Origin of the sequence: Methylomicrobium album BG8 (assembly GCF_000214275.2) — a bacterium.
GTDB lineage: Bacteria > Pseudomonadota > Gammaproteobacteria > Methylococcales > Methylomonadaceae > Methylomicrobium > Methylomicrobium agile.
The window spans coordinates 447929-466555 of record NZ_CM001475.1 but is presented as its reverse complement, the minus strand read 5'-3'; the positions used below and the strand labels follow the sequence as shown (position 1 = coordinate 466555).

The following is an 18627-nucleotide window of genomic DNA, read 5'->3' as shown; positions in this document are numbered from 1 at the left end:
AAAATAAAGTCCTAAAAATTGAAAGCTCGTTAAATTTCGTCACTGCCTTTGCCTTGAAGCCGGCCTTCGTAGGATGGGCTGACGCAAGGAAGCCCATCGTTCGCGAGCAATCTCCTGAAATACGCGGAGCGATGCGATGCGATGCGATGCGCTTCACTTCGTTCAGCACATCCTACAGGTCTCTACAGGCCCCGATCGGGCCTAGAGACCTGCCAGGTTTTAAAAACCTGGCAGGTCTCCAACCGGAAATTAAATCCCGCAGCCCGGCTTGCCTTCGCGGATATCGTTAACCGAGCAGTTGCCGTAGCCGACCACGTCGGTGCTGATCATGCTGACGACCGACTTCCGGCCGTTCTTTTGCTCGTCGTCATCCTGCCCGCCGCTGTTCTCGGCGCTGTCGGTGGCCGATTTCGCCGCGCTGGCCGCGGCGCTGTCCGCGCCCGAAGGCACTACCGGCGCCGGCGGCGCGGTCGGCACGCCGACCGTGCCGCCGGAAGCCTGGATGTTGGAAGCGCCGACCACCGCGGTCGCCGCGATCACGATCCGCCCGCCGCTGATGCCCGCCTCGCCCGCGTCGACGATCCCCTGCGGCGCCGCCAGCGTGACCTGGCCGTCGCCGATCGCCTGGATGCCGCTGCCGGACACGATCGGCGGAAAGATCGTGACGATGTTGCCCTTCTCATCGACCATCGTGACCGGCGGCGGCGCCGCGATCGCCGACTTGGCGCCTTTGCCGGCGTCGATGCTGCCTTTCGACGACCAGACCGTGATATCGCCGCCGCTCAGCGTGAATACGCGCGACTGGTTCACGTTGAAGTCCTTTTCGATCAGCGCGTTCAGGTCGCCTTCCTGCTGCACCACGATGCCGAGCTCGTTCGCGGCCTTGCGGATGCCCGCGAGCTGGCCCGCCAGCCCGACATCGATCTTGCCGCCGGGCGCGGCCAGGTTGATGCCGCCGCCGTCCAGCGTCTTGATCTGGCTGAATACGAGGCTGAGGTCGCCGGCGTATTGATCGCCCGGAAACAACGTTTTAATGGCATCGAAACCGCGCTGATAAAGCTTCGCGCGTTCGCCGGTCGGGGCGGCGGCCGCCGCGGCCGCCGACTGCTTGATTTCCTCGAACAGCACCTTCAGAAACACGTCCAGATGCTCGCGCTGCTCGCCTTCGCCGAGCCCCGCCAGCGCCTGCAATGCCGCGCGGTATTCGGGCTGCGCCTGATAGCGTTCGATGAAGCCGTCGAAATCGATCGCGTCGGAGAGCCCGGCCAGCACGTTGATCGAGGCCCCATTCTGGCTCAAGGCCGGATTCACGATGTTGCCGATCGTCTGAATGCCGGCGGAACTGCCCAGGTTGATGTTGCGGCCCGCCAGCACCTGCAATTGGCCAGGTCCGCCCACCTCGATCTTGTTCGGATTGGCCAGCACGACCCCGTCCGGACTGATCTGGGTATTGAAGGCGATGTCGCGGCCCGCCTGAATCCGCGTAACGTCCCCGCTCGTCAGATTCTGCGCCGACAAGCTCAAATTCTTGATGTCCCGGCCCGCGACGAATTCGGAAGCCTTCGGCAGGAAGAAAATCACCTGCGCGCCCGGCGCGAAGGCGATGTCGCCAAGATTGGCCACGACCGCCGGTTTGCTGCCGTTGTTCAGATGCACCGGGGTCGCGGCATGAATGATGTTCGCCACCGGGCTGAACGGATCGAGCCGCTCCTGCGCCCTGATCAGGCCGTCCTTCAGGCTGCCTTCCAGCGACCGGGCCGGCGACAGGCTGTCCGGCAGCAGCGACACGTCCGCATCGGACATGTTCACCGCCACCGTCTCGCCGGCGACCGCCGAAGAACGGACGTTCCTGCCGGCCAAAAGCTCCAGTTGACCCTGGACGGACGGAAACAGAGTCATCGATTTGTTGATCGAAATATCGCCGGACAGCGCGGCCGCTTTGACGGTGCCGGGATAAACCGAATACTCGAAGCCGGTGCCGGCGTTGTTCTGGAACAGGATGTTCCCCGCGGTCGACAAGAACTCGACCGCGCTGCCGGCGCCATAGGTGAAAAACCGCGACTCGCCGCCGACCAACTGCGTCTGTTTCGTTACGGTCGGGTTGTAGACGCCGCCCAGGTTGATGTCCTGGCGCGCCTGAATGGCGAAGCGGGCGTCGCCCAGTTCGAATACCGCGCCTTTTCCGGCGGCGTTGGCCGCCACGCTGCCGCCGGCCTTCAGCGCGGCGGTGCCGAGTCCGGTATAAAATTCGCCGCCGACGATGTCGTTGCCGGCCGTCACCGCCAGATCGCCGCCGCCGTTGACCGCCATGCCGTTCTTGAGCCATTGGTTCGGCGCGGAGCCGACCGTGCCGAGCGGCTTGCCGGTGGTCGGGATCATCACCGACAGATTGCGGATATTGCCGCCGGCTTCGACGGTGACGTTGCCGCCGCCCAGCGCGCCGACGTTCTGGTTGAAGTTGCGGATGCCTTTGGCGGCAGGGGTGCTGCCGGTCTGATTGCTGCGGTCGCCGCTGACGTTGATGCCCCACAGCGTCGGCGTGTTGTTGTCCGCCAGCGTGCCGCTCCGGACCAGCCAGTCGGTCATTTTCTGCCCGGTATTCACGCCGTCGATGTCGCCGCCCGCGCGCAGTTGGATGTCGCCGCCCTGGGTCGGGAATTCGGCTTTTTGAAACAGCGTGCCGATCCGGGTCTCGTCCAGATAGCCGAAGCGAAGCAGCTCGTCCATCAACGCAGGGTCCAGGCGGTTCAGGTAATCCGCGTCGCTCTCGCCGGCCAGGCGCGCAGGCACGCCGGGCACTTCGCCGTTCAGCAATTGATCCCGGGTGTATTTGGCGGTCGTGCCGATCGTGTAAACCGCCGCGGCCGCCGTCGCGTCGGACGGATCGCTGACGAAGCGGATGTCGTGGCTTGCGTCGATCGCGATCGAACCGGTGCCGGTCCGCACCTTGACCTGGGTTTTGACCGGCGTGCTCGAATTCGGCGTCAAAGGATTCCGCGCCAGATAGGACGAGGCCAGATTCACGTCGTTGCCCGCGATCAGGTTATAGCTCCAGGACTTGCCCGCTTGCAGCATGTCCTGGTAGACCCGGTTGGTCTGGCCCGGAATCGAATCGGTCGCGAAAGCGTCGGTCAGCGAGGCGTTGACGTTCAGGTCGTTGCCGGCTCTGAGGGTCAAAAAGCCGGGCAAGGCATTGCCGCCGCCGTAGCGCCAGTCGATCAGATCCCAGGTATCCGCCAGCGTCAGGTTTTCGCCGCGGATTTCCAGGCCCGGCAGCAGGGCGATGCCGGCGCCGGAGAAATCCTGCAAGCTGGGCGCATGCGCCATGAAATCGGCGGTATCCGCCTTCCAGGACGCGATGTTCGCGGCGGTGATCGTCGTTTGGCCGTCGTAAACGCGCGCGGCCTCCAGCACGGCCCGGTCGGGGTCCGCGCCGGTGATCGCGGTATGGAGCGCGGCCACGTTGACCGTATTGTCCGCATCCCGGCCGGTGCGCAGATGCAGCGAGCCGCCCGGCCCGCCTTCGCCGCCGGCCAGCTCGATCGCGCCGCCGGCCAGATCCAGGAGACCGCTGCCGGCGTCGTCCCGGTGCACGGTATCCAGCGTGACGCGGCCGCCTTCCGCGCCCGAAGCGGAGGAACTCGCGTCGATGCGGGCGGAAGGGCCGAGCGCGATGCCGTTTCTACCGTAAATCGTGACGTCGCCGCCCTGGCTGCCGCTCACGTCGAGCGTTCCGTTCAGACTCACCTTGCCCTGGTCGGCCGAAAGATTGAATTGGCGCGCCGCCACGGTATCGCCGGCGGCGATGTTCACGTCGCCGCTGCGCTGGCGCAGAGACACTTCCTCGGCAAATCCGGCCGCCGCAAGTTTGGCGTTCAGGTCCGAAAAGCCGCCGTCGCCGAAAGTTTTCACGTCGAGGCGCAGACTGCCCGCACGCTGTTCGGCATTCGCCAGTTCGCCGCCCAACGCGCTGACCAGACCGTTCCAGAAAAATTGCCCTCGGGCCGCCCGGACATCGAGCAGGCCCGCGTCGCCGGCCTGCTCGCCGGCCTGCTCGCCGTCGCTCGCCGCGCCGGCCAACCGGATTTCGGCTCCGCCGGCCAAAGCGACGTTGCCGAGCGCCGAAGCCAGCATCACGGTGCCCGCGGGCGAAAAGCGAGTAAGTGTGTCGAACGGGACGGTCCGGCCGGACACGTCGATCGAAGTGCCCGCGTTCAAATCCAGATTGCCGGTCAGCGCATTCAGCTCCAGAATCCCGGAAGGCAGATCGAAACGGCCGCTGCTGTCAATCGCATCGGCCGTGATCGACCAGCGGACGCCCAGCCCGCCCGAAGCCAGTCCTTCCGCGCCGGCCGGCGAAGCCAATGAAACCCGATGGCCCGTGGCGTCGATAGCGGTCGTGGCGCCTGCGTCGCCGATGAAATGTCCGGCGTTCAGGGCCAGGTCGCCGTCGACGCGCCAGGTGCCGGGCGCCGACAGGCTGCTGTTGCCGGTCGCGGGGTCCAGCACCTGACCCGCGCCCTTCACCGCCTCGGCGGCATTCACGGTCACCTGACCGAATCCGTCGACCGCATAAGCACCGCTGCCCAGCTCGAACTCGCGCGCATTGAACACCAGGCTGCCGGCGCCGGTCCCGTTGTGTTGTGAAGCGGAACCGTCATTGAACAGGCGGATGCTGTCGGCGGAAAACTCGGCCGTGGAACCGGCGTTATTGAAGCCGTTGATCGCCGCCGCGCCGATCTGGAGCCGTTTCGCGTCGATCCCGACCGCGCCGTAAATATCCAGGTCGGTCGCGCTGATCAACTGCAACTCGTCCAGATCGAACGCGGTTTTCGACAACACCAGGCCCGGCGTATCGGCGGGCGCTTCGCCCAGGCTGATGCGGCTCGACTTCAAGGCCAGGGAGCCGCCCTGCATGTCGATGTCGCCGTCGAACACGGTATTCCGGGTCGAATCGAGCAGCATCGAACCGCCGGCCGCGAGCCGCGCGCCGTCTTCGACCGTCAGCGTGCCGGTGTTGCCGGTCACCGCCTTATCGCGGACGACGTTCACCTGCGGCGAGGAAGACACCCGCAGCAAGGCGCCGTCGCTGTTGGCCGCGCCCTTATTGTCCACCAGCAGATCGGGTCCGGCCTTGCCCGTATTGCCGGCGCTCTCGACCACGGCGCCGCTCTCCAGTTTGAGCTGGTCGCGCGCGGCCAGCACGATTTCCTGGCCGCTCAACCGCGCGTCGCCGGCCACGTTCAAGGTCTGTGTTGACACTCTCACGCGCTGCCCGCCCTTTTCCTTGCTGCGCACGCCGCCCAGCAGCAGGCTCGGCGCATTCAGCGCGTTCAGATCGTCGTCGAACAGGCTGACCGTGCCGGCCGGGCTCGACGCCACGTCGTCGCGGCTGCCGACCACGCGGAGGCGGTCGGCGCTGATGTCGACCTGCCCGCCCAGGCCGTTCAGCGCGGGGGCCGCGGCGAGTTCGGCGCCCAGCGCCAGGCTGTTGCGGACATCGATCGACAAACTGCCGGCATCCTTCGGAAGCTGCGGCGCAGCGGCGCCTTCGGCGGCCGCTTTATCGGCAAAGAAGGTATTGGCCGAATAGTCCTTGAATTCGGACCGGGTCCGGGCGATGTCGCCTTGCTCGACCGCGAACCCTTGCCAGCGGGCATCCTGGATGCCGGCGCCCGGCACACCGTAACGCCCGGCGACGATGGTCGCGCCGGCGAAATCCTGCTGCACTTGGCCGGGCTGCAAATCCTTGAAGCCGGCTTTGGGCGTGACCAAGTACGCGCCCGGCAGCAAGGCGTAATGGGCCGGCAGCAGCGTATACCAGCCGGCGCTCAAGCCCGAGCCTCCGCTCAGGTAAACGCTGTCGCCGACGTTCAGGCCGGCTCCCGGAGATTCCAACGGATCGTAAGGCGTCAGCGCATTGCCGAGCCCCGGAATCACCGCGAACTGCTGCGTAAAGCCGGCGCTGTTCGGATTCAGCACGTCGGTGCTGCCGCCGGGGCCCGGAATGAATTCGTAGGCGTAGAGGTCGCCGCCGCCGGACAAATCGACCTTGGCGCCGTCCCGCATCGCGATGTCCTGTCCCGTCAGCGTCAGCCGTTTCTCGGGCGGCGTATCGATCAGCCTGTTGATCGCGCCGGTCGTATCCAGCGGATACAGCCAGTTCATCCCGCCCGACACCTGGCCGAACGGCACGGTCAACCCGTCGCCCGACACCGAGGTCAGGCTGCCCGGCGCCAGTTCCAGCGTCTGTTCGGCGTTCAGCGCCAGCGTTCCGAACGGCGCTTTCAGCGCGCCGGCCTGGACGATGTTCGGCGCATTGACGGTCAGACTGCCGCCGGCCGACAGCACCGGCGCCGAAGCGCCGCCGCTGCTTTCGATGCGCACGGTCCGGTCGCCGCCGCTCACATTGATCGTATAGTCGGTCAGCGTGGCGGGATAGAGCTGGCTCGCCGCGATGGTCAAATCGCCGGCCAGCTTCAGTTCGCCGAGAAAATCCTTGGTGTCGCGCCGGATGCGGATGCCCACCGCGCGCACGTCGCCCTCGCTGGCCAGCTTGACGTTTCCGAAACCGTTGAAGCTCAAGCCGCCGACCAGATCGATGCCCTTCGCGTTGACGGTAAATTGCCCGCTGCCGCCGACCGCCTCCGGCGCCAGCCTGCTAACGAACGAACCGTCGCCCAACGGCGTATCCAGCCGGCTTTGCGTCGAGCCCAGCGCGGCGTAAGCGGTGTTCAGGGTCACCTGCCCGTCCTGGGTTTTCAGGGTAGGCGAGTCCAACACGATGCTTCTGGCCGCATCGAGCCTGACGTCGCCCTTGAACAGAATGCTGCCGGTATACTGGTTGCCGGCGGCCGCATCGGTCTTGAACGACAGCGACGCGGCACCGGAGGCGTTTAGTCGATCAGCGCTCAGCAAGGCACGGCCATTGTAGGCGGCGCCGACCGCATCGCCCGGACGCAATTCGGCCGGAATCGAGGCGGCCGAGTCCGCCGCGATTTCGAGCGTACGCGGCTTGGAGACCGCCTGGTCGTCCGGAAAGCCGCCTCCGGGAATCGGGAATTCGGGTTTCTGCCGGAGGCCGCCGTCCAATTCGAAAGCCAGCGTACCGCCGCCGGCGCCCTTGCCGCCCTGCGCCTTGAACGCGCCGTCGGCCAGGATGCCTTCGCCGGCTTTCAGGCTGATCGTGCCGCCGGCGGAGCCAATCGCCTTCGAAACCACCTTGATGTCGGTTCCCCTGGCCTGCACTTCCCGGAAATCGAGCGTACTGGTCGTGCCGGAAACGTCGATCTCGGAACCGGCGTAGGCCACGATATAGCCGCGGTTCGCGGTCAGCTTGACATGGCCTCCGGGCAGCACGTCGCCCATGCGCAAGTTGTAGGGGTTCAATTCGGCCCGGTAAACGCCGCGCGCCGCCAGCCGGCTTTCGGCGCCGAGCCAGATGCCCTGGGAGGCGAAAAATCCGCTGTCGCCCGCGGTCGGCACGTCCAGGGTCAGGAATATTTGGCCGCCCGGCGCTTCGATCGTGCCGTCGAGAAAGATCGAAGTGTCCGAATTCAAGGTGACGGTGCTTCCGATGTCCGCCCGGATCGCCGCGCCCTTGGCGACATTCAGCACGGCGTTACGGTCCTGGCTCGCCGACTGGCGCACGGACAGCGTCAGACCGGTCGGAGTGCGCAGGTACTCCGGCAGCGTAACCGCGGACGCGACGTTTTTCAGCGAAGCGCCGCTGGGCTTCAGGTAAGCGTCGCTCTTGAGCTGCAGATTGCTCTGCAAAGGCCGTACCTGCACGTTGTCCGCCACCGTCAAGCCGTCATAATTCGAGGTGACGGAATAATCGCCGAAGCCGCCCTGCTGAAAAAAGCCGGGCTGCAGCACGAGCGGCGTCACCCCGGAATTCGATTGCTGGGACGCGGCCCCGGCAGGTCCGATCACCACCGCGCCGGTGCTGATGTTCAAACGCCCGCCGTCATGCAGCGCCCATCCCGACAGGCTGCCGTCGAGCAGCAGATTGGAAATCTTGCCGCCGCCCTGATGGGTCTGGGCCAGCAAATCGATGGTGCCGCCCTTGCCTTCCGCGAGCGAGCCGTCGGTCTGGAACCAGGCGCCGCCGCTGACATCGATCCGGCTGCCCTGTTCGAGGCGCAAATCGCCCTGCTCGGTGATCAGCGACACATGGCCGCCGTCTATCGGCACGGACGTCAAAGGCTTGCCGTTCCGAACGTTCAGCCAGTCGTTGATCCACAAGCCGCTGACGTCGATCGAAGCGCGGGAACCCAGGGTAATAAAACTGGGCAGCAGCCCCGAAGCGCTGAGTTCGATCGGTTTGAACGTCACCTCGCCCGAGCGGCTGGTAATCGATCCGAACATTTCGAGCCCGGTCGATTCCAGGGTCAGCGCCGCGTGATCCGCCATCTCGATTTGTGCGCCCTGGTCGATCCGTATCGAACCGTTGGTTTTGATGTCGACATTCCGAATGCCGCCACTTTTGAACAGGCCCGGATCGAGAACCAGTGCGGCGGCTTCGGCCGAACCTTCGGCTTTGCGCGGCAGCGGGTCGTCCTCGCCCAAGCCGGACAAGACCGGCGCGGTTGCGAACACGATGTCCTGGCGTCCGAACAGATTGTCGTTGCTCAGGTCGATGTTCAGCGTGCTGCCCGGCGTGCGCTGGTCGGGCGTCCGCTGGTAGGGGCCGTCGATCGTAGTGCCGTTCAGCGTGCCGTCCAGCCGCGCTTCATAGGCGCTGATGTTCAGGCTGCCGCCTGCCTTGCCTTCGACATAGCCCGCCTCGAAGTGCCGCGTCAGCGAAGCCGCCGGCAAACGCTGGCGGATCGCCCAGGGCGCGTATTTGATCCGGTCCCCGAACAGAGCCGCATCGTAAAGGCGGTTCGGATCGGCTTCGGAAATATCGAAAATCTCGCTGCCCGAAACCAGTTTGGTGGTGCTGATGAAACCGTCCCGGTAACTGACCGAGCCGCCGGAGAAGTCGAGCGTACTGCCCTGCTTCGCGATGATATCCCCGCTCGATTTCAGATCGATGGTGCCGCCCGAGGTGCTGCGCTCGTCGATGTTGCGCGCGATCCGGTCCACCGCGCCTTTGATGTCGGCGATCGGGATGCTGGCCTTGGTCAGGGCGCCGGTCTCGGCATCGTAGACCAGATCGGCATCGCGCAGGTCGACCGAGACCGTCTCGCCGGCCAGAACGCCGTCGCGCTGCAAGGGCGAATCGCGCAGTTCGTTCTTGCGCAGTTCCACCTCGACGACATTCCGCTCCATCGCCAGGCTGACGTTTTTGACGCCGGACACGTCCACCTTGCTGCCTTTTTCCAGGTAAATCCGCGCGCTGCCTTTGATCGCCGGATTGGCAGGATTGTCCACCGCCTGGATCGATACGTTGCCCGATTTCGCCTGCACCAGTGACTGACTCTGCAGCCTGACCTGATGGCCGCTGATTTCGATTTTCGAACGCGGCTGCGCCTGGGCGTCGATCGCGGTCGCGGTTTTATCGGCATCCAATTCGACGCTGGTCACGCTGCCCTTGCCCAGCGTCACGGTCGCCCGGGTGCCGAGGCCGTCGCCCGAGTCGGCCGTCCGGACCGTCGCCGCAGGCAGCAGCTTGCCGCTTGTCGAGGCAGGGTTCTGGATGCCTTCGCGCGCCAGCAGCCTGACCGTGCCGTTCAATTGTACCGAGGTGGTCGCCGAAGCGATGCCCTTCTGGTTGACCGCAAAGCCCATCAGGCTGACGTTGCCGCGTTCGGCCATGATCTTGCCGAGATTGTCGACTTCGCCGCCTTTATTCACTTCGACCAGCAGGCCGCGGATGTCCGAATCGCTGCCGGCTTCCTGTAGATAAACCTTGTCCTGGGCGGCCGCAATGATCGTCTGGCCGTCCGGGGTTTCGATCGTGCCGGCGTTGGTCACGCTCGGCGCCGCGATGATCACCCGGCCGCCGGCGCCGTTCGTTTTGATTTGCGCGCCGTTTTCGATAAAGATCTGGATCTTGACCTTATCGCCGTGCTGGTCGCGCACGTACTGACCCAGGTCGTTTTTCAGGTAGATCTCGCCGCTGCCCTGCAACGCGGCGCTGTTGTCGATATCGAAGACCTTGGTGATGCCGCGCTGGAAGGTTTCGTCGCTGATGCCCAGCGTCGTCGCGACCAGCGAGTTGACGTTGACCTGCGAATCCTTGCCGAACACGAAACCGTTCTGGTTGACCAGATAAACCTGGCCGTTGGCTTGCAGCGAGCCCATGATCCGGCTTGGGCTCAGGTCATGGATGCGGTTCAGCGCGATCGAGGTCGCGCCGGGCTGGTCGAAGCGCACGCGGCTGCCCGCGTCGATGTTGAAGCTTTTCCAGTCCAGCGTCGCCTTGTCGGTAATCTGCTTGATGTTCAACGCGTTGCCGGCGATCTGGGCGGTCGCCTGGCCCTGGGTCGCGATATCGACCGGCGTCTGGGTCAGCGGCCCGGTGTTCAGCGGCACCGGCAATTCGGCGCGCACCAGCGGCACATCCATCCCGAACGCCAGTCCGCCGGCGATCAGCATTCTGATCGCGGTGACCAGCGGCTTCAGCCGGAAAACGTGTTCATGGGTTCTGGGAGCGGAATCCTGGTTCATGGCCGATAGGGTTGCAGCAAAATTAAAATTCATAGGCCAGGCGAAAATCGATGCGCTGGTTGCCGACATCGACCGTGCCCTGCCGGTAGAACGGATAAGCCCATTCCACTTCGCCGTTCCAGTGCTTGAACAACTGCGCGTGCAGGCCGATGCCCGCGCCGGCCAGCCGGTAGAAAGACGGCGTATCCGGCAGCGGATCCTGTATCCACAGGTAGGCGTAATCGATAAAGGCGCTCAGGCGCAAATTGTCGACGAAGTCCCAATCCTGCCGCTTCAACAGCGGCGACTGGAGTTCCAGGGAAGTGTTCAGGCCGTCGTCGCCCAGTTGCTGGGTCTGGTGGTAGCCGCGCACGCTCATTGGGCCGCCGGCGGAAAACTGTTCGTTGCTGATCAGCGGGCTGTAGGACAGCTGTCCCGACGCGCGGGCCGCCAGCCGGAAATCCCAGAACAATTCGCGCAAGTGTTTCAGGTTGGCCGTCAGATAGGCGTAGTTGGTCGGCGCGTCCTTGCGCCGGTTTTCGAATTCCTGCGGATCGCTGCCCAGCCCGCGGACCGAAAAATTGGCGGCCGCGCCCAAGCTGGTGAGCGCGCCCGGCTGCCGCCAACTGCCGTCATAGCCGATTTGAAAGGCCGGATAACTGACCGGGGTCGGCGCCATGTCCTGGCCCTGCAACGTCACACCCTGGTTGAAACTCTTGTAATCGAAGCCCAGGGTCAGGCTGTGGGTGACATTCTCTTGCAGGCCGAACGGCTTGATCAGGCGCGCGCCGTAAATATCGCCGCTGCCGACCACGGTCAGGCCGCCCACGCTGGTGCCGATCGCGGTATTGGAATTGATGCCGATCCCGTATAAAGCCAGGCGCGTATCGGCCCAGCCGGTCGGCAGCACATAGGTGCCCGACCAGACTTCCACCTCGTCGTAATTTTCGGGAGACACCTGGTACTGCAGCGACGCGCTGTGAAAGCGCTGCCACAAGTTGTCGTAACGCAGCGAGCCGATCAGGCGCGTCCGCGAGGTGCTTTCCGGATTGCGGCCGTTCACTTCGAGGCTGCCGTGCAGCGGGACTTCGTCCTTTACATGCAGCTCCACTTCGGTCTTGCCCGGCGTGTCGCCGGCGCGGAACACCGGCGTGACCTGGCGGTCCGCCGAAGTCTGGTTCAAGGCGGTCAACTGCTGTTGAACCTCGGGCATGTGCGGCACTTTGCCCGCCGCCAGGGCAGGAATATCGGCCCGGATCCTGCCCAGTTCGTAATAGCGGGAGCCGGAAATCTTCAGCCGTTCGACCGTGCCTTCGACCACTTGCAGGCGTACCGAGGCGTTCACCACATCCTGCTCGGGAATTTCGACGATTACCGTCGGATAGCCGTTTTTGCGGTACACGTCTTCCAGCGCCTGCCTGGCCTTGTCGACATCCTCGATCGATTTTCCGGGGCCGAGAAACGGGTACACGGTTTTTTCGATCAACTGCGGGTCCAGCACCGTATTGCCGTCCACCTGAAACATCAGCAGGTCGAACGCGGGCGGAACCTCTTCCGTTTCGGCAGCGGGCTCGGCATGGGCCGATGGCCAGGCCGGCGGGAATAGGGAAATAACGCCCCATGTCAACAGGGTGCGTCCGATGAATTTATGCATAGATTTGAAATAACCGTAATATATCCAGTCGCCTAGCACATCCTGTGCCATTCATCATCTCATTGAATTAATAAAGAATTTCCATCATGACAGAGCATTTGGGTGTTGCTTTGCCAGCAGCAACTGCTGAAAGGCTGCTGATAAATCAACAGCCCCGAATGCGGTATGGCCTGCGGCGGCGGAATCTTCCGCCGCCGCAGGCCATGAAGAGGCGATACGGCGCGGGGCGGAAGGCGCGTCCCCGAACCGCATGCTTGACTGAAAAATTCCGGCGCGGTGCCGGAACGCTGGAGCGGACTCTCCCCCCTTTAATAGATGCCAAAAACGGGGCCGAGCCGAAGCCCTCGGCTCGGTCCCGATGAAAACTCGCGGATGCCGTTGCGGCGTATCCCCGTTTTCTCCTGGCGCATCCCTGCCGCCGAATCGGCGAGTCCTATGTGTCGGCCTCCTGCCTATTGGCAAGCCGCCAGCGGCGCATCGACCGGGCTGACCGCCGCATTCGCGGTGACCACCTTCGTCGCGTTGTTCGCGTCGGTGATCGTCGCGGTGATCGTGTAACCGCCGACCAGTCCGTAGAAATGGCTGCCGGTCGCGGACGCGATGCCCGAATTCAACGGGGTCGGGCCGTCGCTTTGGCCGTCGCCCCAGGCGAACGTCACCTGATAGGGCCCGGTGCCGCCGGTAATGTCGATCTTCGCTTCGACCGGGGTATTGAAGGGCACGGTCGCCTGCGTCAGACTCAACGTTCCGCCCAAGGCCGGCGCCTGCGGATTGGAAACGGTAATCTGGAACGTTTGCGTCTTGCTGCCGCTGGCACTGTCAGTTACCGTAATCGTCAAGCTGTAGGTTCCCGCGCCGGCATAGACGTGGCTGCTCGCCTTGGAGGTCACGCCGCTGCCCAGGGTTTCCTGAGTCGCCTGACTGCCGTCGCCCCAATCGAACGCAACCGTATAGGGGGCCGTGCCGCCGGTAATCGCCGTGGCTTGCGCGGTGAGCTGGCCGCCGGCCGTCAGCGTGGTCGACGTGACGCTCAACGAGGCCCCCAACGCGGGCGGCACCGGCGCCGTCACCGTCACGGTTTCGCCGGGACCGGCTTTTTGCGTGCCGTCCGCATCGATCACGGTGACTTTTTGAGTAAAGCTGCCCGCGTTCGCGTACTGATGGCTCCGGGTTTTCGAGGTCTCGCCGGCGGCCAATTGAATCTCTTCGGCCGCCGAGCCGTCGCCCCATTCGAACTTGACTTTGTAAGGCCCCTTGCCGCCGGTGATTCCGGAAGCGCCCGCGGTCGCCGTTTCGCCCGGCGCCAGCGCCTTTTTATCCAGCGAGAACGCCGCATTCAACGGCTGCACGTCGGCGACCGTCACAATGACCGTATCGGTCGCCTTCGCTTTGTCGTTGTCGATCACGGTCAGTTGAAACTCCAACTGCGCGGGCGTCGAAGGACTCGTAAACGAGGCCTGCGCGGCTTTGGCGTTGTTCAATTTGACCTTGGGATCGCTTTTCTTTTTAAGGTACTTCCACTGGTACTTGACAATCCGGCCGCCGCGCGCGGCATCGGGATCGGTACTCAGGCTGGTCAACGCCACGTTTTGCGAAAAGCCCGCGCTAATGGCGGGGCCGGCGTCCGCCAGCGGCGGCGCATTGAGCGGCTTGACCGTCAGCACGGTTTTTTTGACGACCGTCGCGCCCTGATCGTCGGTGGTGGCCAGTTGGAACGTGAACTTGACCGGCTTGGTTTTTTTATCGGTCTTTTGAATCGGCGGCGCCGTCAGGGTCAGCTTGGACGTAGCCGCGCCACTGACCGCGACGGTGGGCGTGCCCTTGATTTGCGTCCAGGCATAGGTCAGCGGACCGCCTTCCGGATCGGAACTGAGGCTGCCATCCAGCGTTACCGGCTCGCCTTCGTTCGCCGGCGCGACCTTGGCGATCTTGGCCTGAGGCTTTTTATTGCTGGCCGCTTCCGCCGCCGGCGAAACGGACAGCGCAAAGGCAAGCGCTAAAAGCCCGGCGATCAGCCGCAACGCGTCGCCGGCGCGAGGCCCCGGCCGTATGCCAGGGAACGGCGAAAACAGCCGCTCCGTATAACGAATAGATAATAAAGTCATCTTGAGTTCCTCGAACCTGCCGGCCTATTTCAACTGGATTTGAAGTCCGCCCGTGGCCTGGTCGTCGGCCACCGGAACGATACTGGTCTGCGTCGAACCGGTGGCCTCGCAGAAATGGGTCAACGGAACCACGGGGTTGTCAGGGTTGAACGGAATCTCCGCGGTAAAGCCGCGCGGATCTTTGGTGGTCGCAAAAATGCCGCTGATGCCGAAAGGCAGGTTCGTATTCACGGCTTTGGCAACGGCCGGACTGCCCAGATCGTCCGCGAACGTCTTCAGCAGCGCCTTTTTATCGGCCCATTGCGAGTCGCTGGATTTATTGGTGCGATAGAGCACGACGCCTTCCGCCCAACTCGGATAAACGCCAGCCGCGACGTTTTCGATCGTCGGCGCGAAACCGTCGATCTTCACGTAGCGCCAGGGATTCACGCCCGCATCCTTGTCGCCGGTGTTGACCGCGATGCCCCAGATTTTCTGCAATCCCGGATTCAGGCCGGAGGCATTGGTGCCGCTGTTCCAGTCTTTCAGCAAATTGTTCGTCGCGTTGACGCCGCCGGGAGACTTGACGATCGGGGCCGCAATGTCTTCATCGCCGTCCGGCGTGTTATCCGCCGGCTTATTCGCGTTGGCGGTACCGGGATAATTCAGGAACTTGGCGTAAGCAACCGCGCCAACCGCCGCGCCTTTGTTGCGCCGGCTGACGCCGACCGGCGTTTTGCCGTCGCCGTTCGTGAACGGCGCCGCAATGCCGGCATCGGCAGCCACCTCGACCAGGCTGACCGCATCATGGGTGTTTTTGTCGACGATCTTGACCTGCTCCCAGCTCGCGATCTTGCCGGCCAGCAGCGAAGCCAACAGGTTCCGGTTCAGATTCGGCAACGAATTGGCGTCGTAAGCACCGATCGTCACCGAGTCCGGCAGCGAGCCGGCTCTTTTCTGAGCGGCTTGCAGCACTTTATACAGCTCTTCGGTTACCGCCACCCCGTAAACCAATCCTCCGGTAGAAACCTGGGTAAACCCCTGGGGAACCTGATTCAACGTGAGAGGCCAATCGGGTTCCGGCGCGCCGGTGATCACTTCATTCACCTGCTCCGGATAATTTTCGGTATTCGGTTTCAGCAGAATGTCGGGGTCCACGCCCAGAAAACCGCCGTCGGAAACGACTTTGGTCAGATACGTAGCCGCATTGGCCTGGCTGATGGTTTTCTTCCACTTCTTGCCGCCTTCCGCGCCGTCGACCTCCCAGTCGGCCAAGCCTGTTCCGACAATATTCAAATGCTCCAGCGGCAGCCCCTCGCTGTTATTGGCGAACAAAGGGATAACGCCATAGCCGGCGGCGCCGTAAGAGCGTTTTTCCAGCACGATTTTCTTGCCGGCCAGCCCGCCGGACAAATTCGCGTTGCCGGTAAAGTAAAACGACTGCCAGCGTCCGCCGATGCTGGACCCGGAAACGTCACTGAACGTATCCAGGGTGCCCGGCGCCGCCAGCGTAACCGAGACGACCCGATTGATGGCCTGGTCCTGCGCCGCGCCGCCGGAGGTATAAACGATCAGATCCGGCGCGCCGTCCGTCCAGGGGGTCAAGGCGCTGGCGGACTGGGCGCCGGCCAGCAGGGAAATGGCAAAAGCCAGTTGTCGTGATTTTTTCATAAGGCATATCCTCAAATGATATTGATTCGGAAGAATCCGGGCAGATGCCGAGATCGGAGTCTACGGCTGAACCCAATATCAAGAAAAAACCATGCCAACACGTAACATACTGATAATATGAAATATTTATTTGAAATTCCACCTCCGAACTGTTGGCATGGAAGCAGCAACTGTTGACCTTCTGTTGCTGTATCACCAATATTTCTTCATAAGGATGCGGCTAAAAATAACTTTCTGAGCGGGAACCTGAGCCGATACCCGGCCTGCAGGAGTCCAAAACCGGCTTTGGATCACGCCTGAATACGACGTTCAAAGCAAGCTTTGAACTCCAATACCGGAGCTTTGCGGGGATTGGGTATAACGACGAGTGCTCGGCGCGGGAATCATGAGGAAAATTATTATTAACCGGGTCCCAAGGAGCCTTTTACCCAATCCTATTCCATGACGCCCCGCCCGGCGCCTGCTGACCGGCGGACAGGACGCCAGCAATCCCTGCCCGGCAGCCAGCAGCGCATTCGTCCTGCGGTTCGGCTTTTTATTTAAAATCATGGAATTAAATGTTGGCACATAAATTGACCATTAAATTTCGACGGCAAACGATGCCAAAGCCCTGTTGTCGCAAAAGGAATCCAAAACTTTTGCGCAACGAATCGGCCCTGTCTGGCGTTCCGTTATTTTCGAAATTAAACCCCATACCCTATATATCAGGTGAATTTATGAAAAAGCATATCGCGATCATCGCGGCCTTATTATTTGCAAGCACCGGCGCTTTTGCCGAGGAACATGCCGCCGAAGCGCTGAAACACGCCGAACATGCACTGTCCCACGGTAAGGCCGGGCATGCGCCGCAATTGGTCGATCATGCCGAAAATGCGCTCAAACACGCCCAGAAAGCCGAAAGCGTCGCCAGCGGCGAAGCCAAAACCCACGTAACGGCCGGCATTAAAGCATTGGAAGAAGCCATCGCGCACGGCAAACAGGATCACGCCGAGGTCGCTGCTCAACATGCCGAAGAAGCCGTTTCGCATCTGAAGGCAGGCAACAGCTGATCATGCGGGGTTAGCTCCACCCTCCACGTTCCCGCGGGGCGGGTTTCAGGCCCGTCCCCACCCTTTCAGATCGGCTTTACGCTGTCTCCAACGCCGCGAGGTTTCCCAAACCCGTCCGCGACGTCAATACTGCATTCGAATCCCGGTCGGGCATGCTTTGCGCCCGACTTTGCCCTGTTTGAAGAGGTCCTGGTTTCGAATCATCGCCTGAAACCCAGCCCAGTAGGTCGGGCAACAGCTCCACCGTTGCCCGACATTTGGGCAGCGAAGAGGCCGTTCGATGATCCGTAACCGTGACCTCATACCGTTACATCGAAAATGTCGGGCACAAAAAGCGTGCCCGACCTACACGGCGCTGCTCTTCACCACCGTTTTTGTTGAACCCTAATTGAGAAAAGATGAATAAAAAAAATAGCCCAGTAGGTCGGGCAACAGCTCCACCGTTGCCCGACATTTGGGCAGCGAAGAGGCCGTTCGATGACCCGTAACCGTGACCTCATACCGTTACATCGAAAATGTCGGGCACAAAAAGCGTGCCCGACCTACACGGCGCTGCTCTTCACCACCGTTTTTGTTGAACCCTAATTGAGAAAAGATGAATAAAAAAAATAGCTTTCTTGTCGCCTTGATCGTTCTGAGCGCCCATGTTTCCTGTGCGGCGCAACCGCCCCAAGAAGCCGCGAAGCCGCCGCTGGGATTTTTCGTAACCAGCAGCGGTATCGGCAACGGCGCGAATCTCGGAGGGCTGGCGGGCGCCGACGCGCATTGCCAGAAACTGGCCGGTGCCGTCGGCGCCGGCAACCGGACCTGGAGGGCCTATCTGAGTACGCAGGCGGACGGCGGCCAGCCCGCGGTCAATGCCCGCGACCGTATCGGCCAAGGACCCTGGGCCAATGCGAATGGCGCCATCGTCGCCAACGACATCGCCCACCTGCACGGCGACACCGTGGAGCTCGGCCAGCTCGGCAACAATGTACATCGGAAGACAACGCTCACCGAAAAGGGCGAGCCGATCAAGGGCGTGGGCGAGGCTCCGAACCAGCACGATATCATTACCGGCTCCAAGCCCGACGGCAGGGCTTATACCGACGCGGCCGACCACACCTGCAAGAACTACACGAGCAGCGGCGAAGGGTCGGTTAGAGTCGGTCATGCCGACCGCACCAACCGCGGCGCCACCGGCGGCAACGTATCGTGGAATTCGACCCATGACAGCAAAGGCTGCAGCCAGACTGACCTGGTCAGCACCGGAGGCGCCGGCTACTTCTACTGCTTTGCCACCGACTAGAGCATTTTCATACCGCGTATAGGGAAGTCCTCACCTTCTGAAGGGCGCCCTGCCGTTAAGTCCAGCCAGCCCCGTAGGGTACGCTCGACTGCAGGGATGCAGGAGTTAGGGCAACGCATGGAGCAGTTGCCGAGTGCGTACCCTCGATGTCGAAAGGTACGCACAGCGTACCCTACGGGCTGAACCCGTAAGAGTAAGCCCTGTAGGGCGTTTTCGCGATAGCAAAACGCCAATAGGCTTCAAAGCGCGGCGGATTGCCTGACGGCGAATCCGCCCTACAGATAT

6 protein-coding genes are annotated in these 18627 nt (G+C 62.8%); 2 read left to right on the top strand and 4 right to left on the bottom strand.

The features are described 5' to 3' along the window. Window positions 1-249: 249 nt before the first annotated feature. From METAL_RS02060 to METAL_RS02045, 4 genes are all read right to left on the bottom strand, one after another. On the bottom strand, window positions 250-10617 hold the full coding sequence (locus METAL_RS02060) for a filamentous haemagglutinin family protein (protein ID WP_005369160.1): 10368 nt from the start codon (window positions 10615-10617) through the stop codon (window positions 250-252). Window positions 10618-10639: 22 nt separating this feature from the next. Further along, complete coding sequence (locus METAL_RS02055) at window positions 10640-12301, bottom strand: ShlB/FhaC/HecB family hemolysin secretion/activation protein (RefSeq protein ID WP_005369159.1); 1662 nt, start codon at window positions 12299-12301, stop codon at window positions 10640-10642. Between the two features lie 401 nt (window positions 12302-12702). Continuing rightward, window positions 12703-14355 carry a PKD domain-containing protein gene (locus METAL_RS02050; protein ID WP_005369158.1) on the bottom strand — a complete coding sequence of 551 codons (1653 nt, stop codon included), beginning with the start codon at window positions 14353-14355 and terminating at the stop codon, window positions 12703-12705. A gap of 24 nt (window positions 14356-14379) precedes the next feature. Next, window positions 14380-16005, bottom strand: coding sequence for a hypothetical protein (locus METAL_RS02045; RefSeq protein WP_005369157.1), 1626 nt, complete (start codon window positions 16003-16005; stop codon window positions 14380-14382). A gap of 716 nt (window positions 16006-16721) precedes the next feature. Between METAL_RS02045 and smbP the strand changes: the two genes are divergently transcribed. Further along, window positions 16722-17054, top strand: coding sequence for a small metal-binding protein SmbP (smbP, locus tag METAL_RS02040; protein ID WP_005369156.1), 333 nt, complete (start codon window positions 16722-16724; stop codon window positions 17052-17054). Window positions 17055-17649: 595 nt separating this feature from the next. Further along, window positions 17650-18342, top strand: coding sequence for a hypothetical protein (locus METAL_RS02035; RefSeq protein WP_005369154.1), 693 nt, complete (start codon window positions 17650-17652; stop codon window positions 18340-18342). Window positions 18343-18627 lie beyond the last annotated feature (285 nt).

Excerpts from the sequence above, each read along its gene's own strand:
- METAL_RS02060 (WP_005369160.1), bottom strand. The coding sequence starts at position 10,617 with ATGAACCAGGATTCCGCTCCCAGAACCCATGAACACGTTTTCCGGCTG.
- METAL_RS02055 (WP_005369159.1), bottom strand. The coding sequence starts at position 12,301 with ATGGCACAGGATGTGCTAGGCGACTGGATATATTACGGTTATTTCAAA.
- METAL_RS02050 (WP_005369158.1), bottom strand. The coding sequence starts at position 14,355 with ATGACTTTATTATCTATTCGTTATACGGAGCGGCTGTTTTCGCCGTTC.
- METAL_RS02045 (WP_005369157.1), bottom strand. The coding sequence starts at position 16,005 with ATGAAAAAATCACGACAACTGGCTTTTGCCATTTCCCTGCTGGCCGGC.
- smbP (WP_005369156.1), top strand. The coding sequence starts at position 16,722 with ATGAAAAAGCATATCGCGATCATCGCGGCCTTATTATTTGCAAGCACC.
- METAL_RS02035 (WP_005369154.1), top strand. The coding sequence starts at position 17,650 with ATGAATAAAAAAAATAGCTTTCTTGTCGCCTTGATCGTTCTGAGCGCC.